10 protein-coding genes are annotated in these 11,232 nt (G+C 47.0%); 7 read left to right on the top strand and 3 right to left on the bottom strand.

Annotated features, from left to right (window positions below):
- The first annotated feature begins 218 nt into the window (after window positions 1-218).
- The 4 genes from kdpB to LAY41_RS06765 all read left to right on the top strand — a co-directional run bounded on the left by kdpB (window position 219) and on the right by LAY41_RS06765 (window position 5,156).
- Window positions 219-2,303, top strand: a complete 2,085-nt coding sequence (gene kdpB / locus LAY41_RS06780; protein WP_249095596.1) for a potassium-transporting ATPase subunit KdpB — start codon at window positions 219-221, stop codon at window positions 2,301-2,303.
- Between the two features lie 231 nt (window positions 2,304-2,534).
- Complete coding sequence (locus LAY41_RS06775; protein WP_249095594.1) at window positions 2,535-2,804, top strand: potassium-transporting ATPase subunit F; 270 nt, start codon at window positions 2,535-2,537, stop codon at window positions 2,802-2,804.
- Between the two features lie 244 nt (window positions 2,805-3,048).
- The gene (gene kdpC, locus LAY41_RS06770) at window positions 3,049-3,723 is read left to right on the top strand and encodes a K(+)-transporting ATPase subunit C (RefSeq protein WP_249095591.1); all 675 of its coding nucleotides are present in this window, start codon (window positions 3,049-3,051) and stop codon (window positions 3,721-3,723) included.
- 278 nt (window positions 3,724-4,001) lie between these two features.
- Complete coding sequence (locus LAY41_RS06765; protein WP_249095588.1) at window positions 4,002-5,156, top strand: universal stress protein; 1,155 nt, start codon at window positions 4,002-4,004, stop codon at window positions 5,154-5,156.
- A 35-nt stretch (window positions 5,157-5,191) separates the two neighbouring features.
- Here the strand turns inward: LAY41_RS06765 and LAY41_RS06760 are convergent, their stop codons facing one another.
- Window positions 5,192-5,509: a hypothetical protein gene (locus LAY41_RS06760; RefSeq protein ID WP_249095585.1), complete on the bottom strand. Its 318-nt coding sequence runs from the start codon at window positions 5,507-5,509 to the stop codon at window positions 5,192-5,194.
- Between the two features lie 143 nt (window positions 5,510-5,652).
- Here LAY41_RS06760 and LAY41_RS06755 point away from each other — a divergent pair, with 143 nt between their 5' ends.
- The 3 genes from LAY41_RS06755 to LAY41_RS06745 all read left to right on the top strand — a co-directional run bounded on the left by LAY41_RS06755 (window position 5,653) and on the right by LAY41_RS06745 (window position 9,372).
- A complete protein-coding gene (locus LAY41_RS06755) occupies window positions 5,653-6,891 on the top strand; it encodes an anhydro-N-acetylmuramic acid kinase (RefSeq protein WP_249095582.1) in 1,239 nt (412 codons plus the stop codon).
- A gap of 50 nt (window positions 6,892-6,941) precedes the next feature.
- Entirely contained in the window at window positions 6,942-7,400 is a 459-nt protein-coding gene (locus tag LAY41_RS06750) for a hypothetical protein (RefSeq protein ID WP_249095579.1), read from the top strand.
- A gap of 379 nt (window positions 7,401-7,779) precedes the next feature.
- Entirely contained in the window at window positions 7,780-9,372 is a 1,593-nt protein-coding gene (locus tag LAY41_RS06745; protein WP_249095578.1) for a serine/threonine protein kinase, read from the top strand.
- A 529-nt stretch (window positions 9,373-9,901) separates the two neighbouring features.
- On the opposite strand, the gene LAY41_RS06740 is transcribed toward LAY41_RS06745, so the two are convergent.
- Window positions 9,902-10,099 carry an NblA/ycf18 family protein gene (locus LAY41_RS06740; RefSeq protein ID WP_249070726.1) on the bottom strand — a complete coding sequence of 66 codons (198 nt, stop codon included), beginning with the start codon at window positions 10,097-10,099 and terminating at the stop codon, window positions 9,902-9,904.
- Between the two features lie 323 nt (window positions 10,100-10,422).
- The gene (locus LAY41_RS06735; protein ID WP_249095576.1) at window positions 10,423-11,142 is read right to left on the bottom strand and encodes a PP2C family protein-serine/threonine phosphatase; all 720 of its coding nucleotides are present in this window, start codon (window positions 11,140-11,142) and stop codon (window positions 10,423-10,425) included.
- Window positions 11,143-11,232: the final 90 nt, after the last annotated feature.

The raw sequence follows: 11,232 nt of genomic DNA, 5'->3' as shown, positions 1-11,232 counted from the left end.
GATGATATTACTCAGAAAGTTCGACAGCTTTCAGTTCTGCTAAATGTTCCCTAAATTGTCTGTTGTTATCGTTGGTTAAATTTTTACCGCAGATGTAGGCGCTTCGCCTTCCCGTAGGGTAGACAGATGAACGCAGATAAACGCAGATAAGAGATTCTTAATTCCACCAAACCCTTGATTCTAGACCCTTCTTCCCCTAGCCCCTAGCCCCTAGCTATATGACAAATCCTCCCAGACGCACCCCCCAAGGACGACGAGACTCGCGCAGACATACGCCGAAAGTAGATACAAAAGGGCTTTACCAAAGAGCTGTGCGGGAATCTTTTGTGAAGCTTGACCCGCGAGTTCAGGTAAAAAACCCAGTCATGTTTATCGTTTGGGTTGGCACTATTATCACCGCACTGCTAGCGATCGATCCATACCTATTTGGCGCAGTACCAGGTGAAAATTTGCGGTTGTTCAACGGTTTAATTGCGGTAATTTTGTTCTTCACCGTTGTATTTGCCAACTTTGCGGAAGCGGTGGCGGAAGGACGGGGTAAAGCGCAAGCTGATGCGCTACGATCGACTAAATCGGATACGATCGCTAAAAAACTCTTACCCGATGGCTCAGTACAGGAAGTAAGTTCAACTACCCTGCGTCGGGGCGATCTACTGAAAGTAGTTTCCGGTGATGTCATCCCCGTTGACGGCGAAGTAATTGCCGGTGTAGCATCTGTCGATGAATCGGCAATTACGGGCGAATCGGCACCAGTACTGAAAGAACCCGGTTCTGATATGGCAAGTTCTGTCACTGGCGGCACTAAAATTATCTCTGACGAACTCACAATCCGAGTTACTGCCGATCCTGGAAAAGGGTTTATCGATCGCATGATTGCCTTGGTAGAAGGCGCAGAACGCAGCAAAACGCCCAATGAAATTGCCCTCACCGTACTCCTGGCAGTTCTCACCCAAGTATTTCTGATTGTTGTCGCTACACTCCCCACCATCGCTAGCTATGTAAACAGTCCCGTCAGCGTAGCAATTTTGATTGCCCTGCTGGTAGCCCTAATACCTACCACAATTGGCGGTTTGTTGAGCGCCATTGGGATTGCCGGGATGGATCGAGTTGCCCAATTTAACGTAGTTGCGACTTCGGGACGGGCGGTAGAAGCTTGCGGCGATATCAACACGCTGGTATTAGATAAGACAGGAACCATCACCCTGGGCAACCGCTTAGCTGAGGAATTTATCCCGTTAAACGGTCATCCTATGAAGGAAGTTGCCCAAGTTGCTTTAGCTGCAAGCGTATTTGATGAGACGCCGGAAGGCAAGTCGATCGTCCGCTTAGCTGAGAAGTTAGGCGCGGCGGTGGATTTCGATCGCACCAAAGCAGAAGGAATCGAGTTTTCTGCCAAAACTCGCATGAGTGGAACAAACTTACCCGATGGCGGCGAGGTGAGAAAAGGAGCTGTAGACTCTGTTAAAGGTTTTGTTCGTTCTCGCGGCGGACAATTAGCACCCGACTTAGAAGAAGCTTACGAACGAGTTTCGCGACTGGGGGGAACTCCTCTAGCGGTTTGCCAAGATAATGATATCTACGGCATCATCTATCTCAAAGATATTATCAAACCGGGAATTCGCGATCGCTTCGACCAACTGCGACGCATGGGTGTCCGTACCGTTATGCTAACCGGCGACAACCGCATTACCGCATCTGTGATCGCCCAAGAAGCAGGCGTAGACGACTTTATCGCCGAAGCGACACCGGAAGACAAAATCGCCGTCATCCAACGCGAACAGGCGGAAGGCAAACTGGTGGCCATGACTGGCGATGGCACCAATGACGCCCCAGCTTTGGCGCAAGCAAATGTGGGGGTAGCGATGAACTCTGGCACCCAAGCGGCAAAAGAAGCGGCGAATATGGTGGATTTGGATTCCGATCCGACTAAGTTAATTGATTTGGTGACAATCGGCAAACAATTGTTAATTACTCGCGGTGCTTTGACTACGTTTTCGGTTGCTAATGATATTGCTAAATACTTCGCCATTATCCCGGTAATCTTTGCTTCTGCGGGTATTCAAAGTCTCAATATTATGGGTTTGGCGAGTACTAAGTCTGCGGTTTTGTCGGCGCTGATTTACAATGCTTTGATTATTCCGGCTCTTATTCCGATCGCGCTGACTGGTGTTAAGTTTAGGCCGCTGACAGCTAATCAGCTTTTGCAGCGCAATATCTTAATTTATGGATTGGGAGGTGTGATTGCTCCGTTTATTGCCATTAAGGTTATCGATGTCCTGATTGCATCTGTTGGTTTGGCTTAAAGTAGTTGCACCCAGAAACCCGGTTTCTCCAAGAAACCGGGTTTCTAAACCGGCAGCCATTTTTTTGTAGGTTGGGTTGAGTGCAGCGAAACCCAACGCATTTGCCCTAGTTTCGTGCCTCAACCCAACCTACAAAGCTTAAAGTAGTAGGTACACCTAGAAACCCGGTTTCTTGGAGAAACCGGGTTTCTAAACCGGCAGTTTTAGTACGCGAAGGAAGAAGAAAAAATTATGAAGCGAATTGATTTGTTTGATGGCTTTTTACCCAGAGATTTTAAGGAAGGCGTTGAGTTACTAAAAGCGCAATGGCGCAGGCGACCTTTGCCAATTCAGTTGTTTTTGCTAATGTGTTTGAATCTGGTAATTGCTCCGGCTGTTTATGCGGCAGCGGGTACAGAGATCGATCGCCGTTCTGCCTGGGCTCTTGGTATGCTGGGTTTGGTAACTCTGGGTCTTTCGATTTACGTTTTTGTTGTGATTTTCCAGCCCGAACGCTTCTAAATTTTGGATTTTAGATTGAAGAATTGATATCAAATACGGTAAGACACAGTGCCTAAAAATTCTCCTTCTCATATCTGCGTTCATCTGCGTTCATCTGTCTTCATCTGCGGTAAAAAATTAACCAACGATAACAACAGAGAATTTCAGTATTTCGCTCATGTATAGCAACCGCCCAGGCGGTTATGACATTCTTAATTCCTAAAACCCTTGATTCTAGATCCTTCTTCCCCTAGTCCCTAGCTATATGTCTATCTTTCGAGAAACTGTAAAAGCAATTCGCGTCACGCTTGTTTTCTGGCTCCTTACCGGAATAATTTATCCTCTGGTTATGGTATTGGCGGGTCAAATCGTTTTTCCATATCAGGCAAATGGCAGCTTGATTAAAAACGCTGAGGGACAAGCGATCGGTTCGGCTTTGATCGGTCAACCTTTTTCGTCTGACCGATATTTTTGGAGTCGTCCCAGCACCACTAACTACAGCAGTTTTCCTGCTGCCGAGTTCGATCCCAAAAATCCAGATAATATAGCTCAAAGAACTGGTACATCTGGCGCTAGCAATCTTGCTCCCAGCAATACGCAAGCTTTGCTTAAAGATAATAGAAAACCAGAAGATCCTGATTTGCTCAAACGTATTCAAACCGATGTAGCGAAACTAAAACAAGCAAATATCCAACCAACTGCGGATATGGTTTATACTTCTGGATCTAGCTTAGACCCCCATATTAGCGTGCAGTCGGCCCGATCGCAAATTGCACGAGTGGCACAGGCCCGATCGCTTCCTACTAACCAGGTTGAGATTCTCGTTCCCAAATATACAGATGATAGATTTCTGGGCATTTTCGGCGAACCGGGTGTCAATGTTCTCAAGCTAAATCTGGCTTTGGATACTTTACAATCTGGTAGTGGGGCAAATGACTAATTTGAGATTTCAGCAAATGACCAATAATATCATGTACTGTGGCATCGCTTTCCTAAAAAAATACCACTCTTATCTGTGTTTATCTGTGTTCATCTCTCTTCATCTGTGGTAAAAAATTTAACCACCGATGAAAACAAACAATTTGAGGATATCAATCTTACACTAACGATGGTACCGGACAAGATATAGCAATCGCCAGGGCGGTTAAGACATTATTAATTCCTGAAACGTTGGCGGATTTTAAACCCTTCTTTCCCTAGCCCCTAGTCCCTAGCTATATGATTCATTCCAGCGATATCACAAACGATTCCCACATTCCGGGTATCAACCCGGATAAGCTTTACGAGCATTTCCGCCGTCGCGGTAAACACAAAATCTTTATTGGGATGGCTCCCGGTGTCGGCAAAACTTATCGTATGTTAGAAGAGGCTCGCCAAGTCAAGGAACAAGGGATTGATGTTGTCATCGGTTTATTGGAAACCCACGGTCGCGAAGAAACAGCACAAAAGGCTAGAGGATTTGAAGTAATCCCCAAACAAAAAATTGTTCGCAAAGGCGTCGCCTTACAGGAGATGGACACAGACGCTATTATCGCCCGTCAGCCTCAGCTAGTACTCATCGATGAACTCGCCCATACTAATGTACCTGATTCGCTACGAGAAAAGCGTTACGAAGACGTTGAAGCGGTCTTAGCAGCTGGCATTGATGTCTTTTCGACTGTCAACATTCAGCATATCGACAGTCTCAACGAGATAGTAGTAAAAATTACTGGTGTTGTAGTGCGGGAGCGCATTCCAGACCGCATTCTCGATGAAGCTGACGAAGTTGTGGTCGTAGATGTGACGCCAGAAACTTTGCAAGAAAGGTTACAAGAAGGTAAAATATATGCTCCTGAAAAAATAGAACAATCTCTAGAAAACTTCTTTCAACGTCGCAATCTAGTCGCTCTACGGGAGTTAGCGCTACGGGAAGTAGCGGACAATATTGAAGAGGATGCAGAAAACTCGGCTAAAAACGATCGCTTCTGCAATGTCCGCGATCGCGTTCTGGTCTGCGTATCGACTTATCCTAACTCAATACAACTGCTCAGACGAGGCGCTCGAATTGCCACACAGCTGCACGCTCGCCTTTACGTGCTGTTTGTAGCACATCCAGAACGCTTCCTCACCAAACAAGAAAGTCTACATATTGAAACGTGCGAACATATTTGCCGCCAATATGAGGGCGAGTTTTTACGACTGAACACTACTGACGTTGCCCAAACGATCGCAGAAACTGCCCGCAAGTATCATATTACTCAAGTGGTACTCGGACAATCCCAGAAATCTCGTTGGGAGTTATTCTGGCATGGTTCCCTTGTCCAGAAATTAGTGCAATATCTCAAAGACGTGGATTTGCACGTCATTGCCACTGAAAAGTCAAACTCTAAATAATTTTAGATTGACAATTGGTAACATCGTGGCGCTCCTCAACTGTTGGGCGGCGCGTTGCCGTTACCGCCCTGTCTGAGTAAATATTCCCAGATGCGCCGAATTTCAGCCTGAAACACCTCGCGATCTCGCTCTATTATCCGTAGAGCCATCTGGTGGTCGCGTGCAATGCTGGCTAACTGGGTAACGGTTCGCTCTAATCGTGCAGTGGTCTGTGACAAAGCCCGTATTTCCCTGCGGTTGGCATTTTGGATCGTGCGAATTAGATCGAGATCATCGGCTATCTGTTCTAGCTGCTCATCAATGTTAGAAAGTCGTGCAGCGATTTCTTGTGGTTGGTCTTGGTTCGTAGTCATTAGTTTTTTGTTTGCTAGAGATTGGTGTTTTCTTTGCTACATTTTACGTCCGCCATGAAGACGGTCGAGCCAAAATGTCCGCTCGCAGGCCGCGCAAAGTATAATTTAAAATCTAAATTCTAAAATCTAAAATCTAAAATCGAATGGTTCGTGTAATTGGTTTAATCAGCGGCACGTCAGTGGATGGCATCGACGCCGCTTTAGTAGAAATTTCCGGTAAAGATGTCGATCTAAAAGCCGAGCTTATTGCTGGGGCAACCTACCCCTACCCAGCTACCCTCAGAGAAAAAATTTTAGCCGTCTGCGCTGGGGCAGCTCTTTCAATGGCAGAGTTAGCGGAATTAGATGATGCGATCGCACTTTCCTTCGCCCAAGCTGCCTTAGCTATTCAAGCCTCTAGTACCCCAGCCCAGCTGATAGGCTCCCACGGGCAAACAGTTTACCACCGCCCACCCAAAGACGATTTTGGATTAAAAGAAAACCAAAATCCAAAATCCAAACTGGGATACAGCCTTCAGTTAGGACGAGGCGAGGTCATTGCCCAATTAACAGGCATTAGTACAGTGAGCAACTTTCGGGTAGCGGATATTGCTGTCGGAGGTCAAGGTGCGCCTCTGGTATCGCGTATAGATGCCTTTCTTCTGAGTCACCCCACCGAACATCGCTGCGTTCAAAATATTGGTGGGATCGGCAACGTCACTTATTTACCAGCTCGTCAGGGCAACTGGCTCGAAAGCGTGCGCGGTTGGGATACCGGCCCCGGAAATGCCCTCTTGGATCTGGCGGTACAGCATTTAACGAGTGGCAGCAAAACCTACGACAAAGATGGCACTTGGGCTGCCACTGGCGCTCCCTGTATACCCCTAGTGGAGAAATGGCTCCAGCATAACTTCTTCGAGCTGCCGCCTCCCAAATCTACAGGTCGAGAACTATTCGGAGCAGACTTCTTTAAAGCCTGTATGGCAGATGCCGAGAACTACCAGCTTAGTTCGGCGGACCTGCTGGCAACGCTTACCGAACTTACGGTTGCTTCGATCGTTCGCAGCTACAGCAGTTTCTTGCCCAATCTGCCCGACATGGTGTTGTTGTGCGGTGGGGGCAGTCGCAACCTATACTTAAAACAACGATTGCAAGCTTATTTCTCAGCAGATGAGCATGAAACATCGGGTATGGGTTATAGGCAATTTTCCCAATCCCCAATCCCGGTACTGACAACTGATGAAGTCGGGTTGGATGCGGAGTATAAGGAAGCGATCGCCTTTGCAGTTTTAGCTTACTGGCGGCATATAGGCATACCTGGTAATCTGATGCAAGTAACTGGTGCCCAAAAAGACGTACTTCTGGGGGATATCCACCAAGTGACTGGAACCACTGCGTGTTAGCATAGAGTCTTGCGATCGCGCAGTGAGCAATCAAGGCAAGGAATAGAGGCGTGTCTCACACCTTTTTAATTGAGGCTGGGCGCTGGAGGCTACAGGGAAATTGGCTTGAGCGCAACGGTATGCCCGTTAATGTCAAAGGGCTAATCCTGGTAGCGTGGGGTCGCGACAACTGGTTCACAATGGTGACAAAGCTGGTATTTCCAGACAGCGATCGCGAAGAAATTGCCCTCCAATATCGAGGGCGTCTGGATGGTGGCGAACGTCAGTATACTTTTGTACTGCAACACAGTCTGCTGGGACGAGTTGAAGGAGAAGGCTGGATTGCCCAAGAATCAATCGTGCAGCGCTACTGGGTGCTGGGCGATCGTCAGCGCCGCAGTGGCTTTGAAACACTCCATCGGGTAACTGAAAACCAATACTATATTTCCAGCAGCATTCTGGCAGGCCATTATTTGACCAGCACAATGGAAGCAACGTTGGAGCGTCAGCCAGAATCGAATTATCCTTGAATAGTAGATCGTGTTGTTAGTTCAACTGAGTTCGACGCTAAGCCGTAAAGTTTACCAGACAGAGTGGAGTTAGATTTTAGTTCCACCCTTAAACTTTATCGGCAAAGCTTAGTTATTGGGAAGGAGGTTGAGGCCCCTCACAGGCTCTGTTAGGGTGTCCCAAAAACAGGGATTGCATCATTTGCCAGTACAGTTTCGCATCTTGCGGAGGGGCAATGATTCACGCCCTTTTTTCCATCTCAGGGTTAGGGCGGGTTTAACTAGAATGCGCTGGCATAATCAAAATTCTGCATAAACCCCCCTGACAACCCGGTTGTGAGACAACTTACCGGCAGATATATTACTTTAACGCTCCTTCTGTAGGTGGAGCTCGATCGCAATGACAGATCCGAACATTGGTCGCTTACTTGACAATCGCTATCAGCTTGTGGAGTTGGTGGGAACCGGGGCTATGGGTCGGGTTTATCGCGCCAATGATGTTTTACTGGGAGGCGTACCCGTCGCCGTTAAGTTTCTTTCTCTCACGATTCAAAATCCGAAGTTGCGGTTGCAAGAGCGCTTTGAGCGAGAAGCCAAAACCTGTGCTTTGTTAGGCCAAAAAAGTCTCCACATTGTCAGAGTGATGGATTATGGCGTAGACGAGAATAAAACCCCCTTCTACGTCATGGAATACCTCCAGGGAGAGAGCCTTAGCGAAGTTATTCGCTCCCGCGCTATTACTTTACCTAAGTTTTTGGCTCTGGCACGCCAAATCTCTTTGGGATTGGAGTGCGCCCACCAAGGTATCCCTGTAGACGGCGAAATCTGCCCCATTATCCACCGAGACATCAAACCCAGCAATATTTTGGTAATTCAAGACGCCAGTCTTGGACAGTTGGCTAAGGTTCTTGACTTTGGGATTGCTAAACTGCGTCAGGCAGACAGCGATCAAACGAGCTATTATTTGGGCACTTTGGCTTATTCCTCTCCAGAACAAATGGAAGGAAAGGAACTTGACAATCGTTCGGACATTTACAGTCTGGGCGTGCTGATGTTTGAAATGCTCACGGGTAAGATGCCTCTACAGGCCGAAACTCACTCGTTTGGGGGTTGGTACAAAGTCCATCACTTCCAGCAACCGCGCTCTTTTGAGTCAGTTAACCCAAATTTAAAAGTGCCAAAGGCGTTGGAAAATTTGGTGATGAGCTGCTTGGCAAAGGAACCGGGCTCCCGCCCCAACGATGTCGGTGAAATCCTCAAAGCGTTGGAACCTTTAGAACAACGCTTCCATACGGGTAGGCAACTCGGTGAGCGCATTGAACCAACCCCGGTTAACGCGCCCTTAGCAACGGAATCAAAACCCCATGCCCTAGCAATCCCATCAAAACTCCAGCCGGTAGCAACCCCATCAAAATCCCAGCATCCCCCCTCGCTTGATGAAATCGAGAGTCTCGTTCGACAACAAACCTGGCCGAGCAACAAACCTCTAGCCCAAATTGTGTTTGCTCATTCCTTATCCGCTAGCCTGGAAACTTTGGCCACTCTATGGGTGATGTTAAAAAAAGAAGATATTCAGAAGCGTCATGTTTGCAAACGCTACAATCAATTCTTATTTTTAATGTCTCCCCATCCCATGCTGATGTGGATTACAGCGCTTTACACTCGCGAAGCAGGCCCAAAGTGGCTTCGCTGCTACTTGGATATGAAAACCGCCCAAGGCGAAGAGATGACAAAACTGTTAGGGGAAAAAGGTCGCTACTGGGTGTTGTTATTTGCTTTGGAGGAACATAAAAATTGTATGCACGCCATGAGTGTTAGGATAGCCCCCTCCCAATGCCAATTGCTACAACAGTGGGTTAAGACCAGTCAGACATTGATGTCGGTAGGCTCGCCTAAGATGAGTAAAGAGCTGCTTAATGCCCAATTCGAGAAGATAAAGCCCCAGATTGTCACGAAACTGGAAGGAAATTCATCCTTGAACCTACAAGACTAATTGGTCACCGATTAGAACCCCCCGCTTTCTAAGCGTGGGGTGGTTTCAGTAACCTGATATCATATATCGCGTTGCCGCTAAAAAATCCGTCAGTCGCGAACTATTCCCGCTAAGCTGTTGCTATAGCGGCTAGCAACAGTTAAATAATTTCCATATTTTTGGTTCTTTCCGATCGAATATGCTGCTGTTGGGACACGGCATAATTAAAATTTTTGTATGACCGACACACTTATGATGCCGTGTCCCAACAAAAATGAACAAGATTGAACATTAGCATAATAATTCCTCTAGACCCATATTTCTTAATAACCCTACAACCCAACGCAGTGGGTTTTATTGCCCGTGCGCGATGAAAAATAAAAGATCTTACTTCCAACTTAGATCGTAAGTCGATCGATCCTTGTCTTTGAAACCAGACCAGTCTGGAAACAAACCCCACAAATAAAGTTGACGCCCCAGCATCCCCAGCTTCTTTCCCCTAAGGAACAAAGCAAGAGAAGGAGGTCGCCGACTGCGACGTTATTCATTTCTATTCAAACTGAGCAGTTGGTTCTAAACCCCATTGGTGCTTCAGGAGATTCTTGTAAGTCGCTTCCCTTACCATCATTTGCTCATAGAGCTTAACCAAAAATTCCTGCGCTTGCTCGTGGTTCATTTTCTCGACCTGATTTTTAAAGGAAAAGATGCTGAATTGTTGTTCGAGAGACAGTTCGATTGGTGAATTCATAACTAACTCCTAAGAAAGATATAGCGATGGCTTATCGGTTGTAAAAGGGCCAGTTGGAGAAGGGCTGGGCAGAACTGTTTGGTTACTGCCTCATATTACAAAAGATAACAATCATTTGACAAAGTGCCCATACCTCCTAAGTTGATACTTCTCAATCCAAAAGATAGATCTATCATTCCGGAACTTCTTTAGCGCTTAATGGTATTTTTATCAAGTTCTAAAACTCAAAATTGCTCAGAATGAACAAAAAACTGGGTAGATATACCTACCCAGCTAAATTTATTCGTTCTTCGAGCTAATGATTAATTTTGCTTATCGATAAACTATTCAATGGCCACAACGATCGTCGTGATGTTGTCTCGACCGCCTTGTTCCTTAGCAGCCTCAATGAGATCCATAGCGGCTGTTTCACACAAAGGTGACTGGAGGTAGGAAGCGATCGCGAGATCGGAGAGTTCTTCCGTCAGTCCATCGCTGCACAGCAGGAGGCGATCGCCCACTTCCACATCCAGGGATTGTATCTCCACCTGACCTAAATCCTCGCGCCCCACACATTGAGATAACATATGCCGCCAAGGATGAACCCTAGCCTGTGACGGACTGAGGACACCACTTTTGAGAGCTCGCGCCACCCAAGTATGATCTTCAGTAATTTTTTCCAGCTTTTCGGCTCGCAGTCGGTACAGACGAGAATCACCCACATGAGCTACTAAAGCCTGTTCCTTTCGGAACAGAACTACCACCGCCGTTGTGCCCATATCCGATCGTTCTGGGTGTTCCCGCTGATCCTGGACAATAGCCTGATTTGCCTTCCAGAAAGCTGCCTCCACCAGTACTGGGGATTCCTCTTGAGAATCCCAATATTCGTTTAAGTAGGACTTAATCGCGTCGGTAGCGATCCAGCTTGCTTCTTCACCCCCGGCGTGTCCGCCCATCCCATCTGCCACGATAAAGAATCGCCCATCCGGGTCAATATAAAAAGCATCCTGGTTCACCGGACGAACGAGTCCGGGGTCAGAAAGACCCGTGCAGCGACTTTTCATCTAAAAACCTCCGGGAGTCTGGAAACCGCGTATCTTTAGCTAGCACAGGAAACACAACTCGCAGGTTTTAACCCGCGTCAAATATTTAAT

Source organism: Argonema galeatum A003/A1 (genome assembly GCF_023333595.1).
Classification (GTDB): domain Bacteria; phylum Cyanobacteriota; class Cyanobacteriia; order Cyanobacteriales; family Aerosakkonemataceae; genus Argonema; species Argonema galeatum.
Note: the sequence above shows the minus strand (reverse complement) of the source record. Positions and strands in the feature narration are given on the sequence as shown.

Coding starts and splice junctions, on each gene's coding strand:
- LAY41_RS06755 (WP_249095582.1), top strand. CDS start 5,653: ATGGTTCGTGTAATTGGTTTAATCAGCGGCACGTCAGTGGATGGCATC.
- LAY41_RS06745 (WP_249095578.1), top strand. CDS start 7,780: ATGACAGATCCGAACATTGGTCGCTTACTTGACAATCGCTATCAGCTT.
- LAY41_RS06765 (WP_249095588.1), top strand. CDS start 4,002: ATGATTCATTCCAGCGATATCACAAACGATTCCCACATTCCGGGTATC.
- LAY41_RS06735 (WP_249095576.1), bottom strand. CDS start 11,142: ATGAAAAGTCGCTGCACGGGTCTTTCTGACCCCGGACTCGTTCGTCCG.
- kdpB (WP_249095596.1), top strand. CDS start 219: ATGACAAATCCTCCCAGACGCACCCCCCAAGGACGACGAGACTCGCGC.
- kdpC (WP_249095591.1), top strand. CDS start 3,049: ATGTCTATCTTTCGAGAAACTGTAAAAGCAATTCGCGTCACGCTTGTT.
- LAY41_RS06740 (WP_249070726.1), bottom strand. CDS start 10,099: ATGAATTCACCAATCGAACTGTCTCTCGAACAACAATTCAGCATCTTT.
- LAY41_RS06760 (WP_249095585.1), bottom strand. CDS start 5,509: ATGACTACGAACCAAGACCAACCACAAGAAATCGCTGCACGACTTTCT.
- LAY41_RS06775 (WP_249095594.1), top strand. CDS start 2,535: ATGAAGCGAATTGATTTGTTTGATGGCTTTTTACCCAGAGATTTTAAG.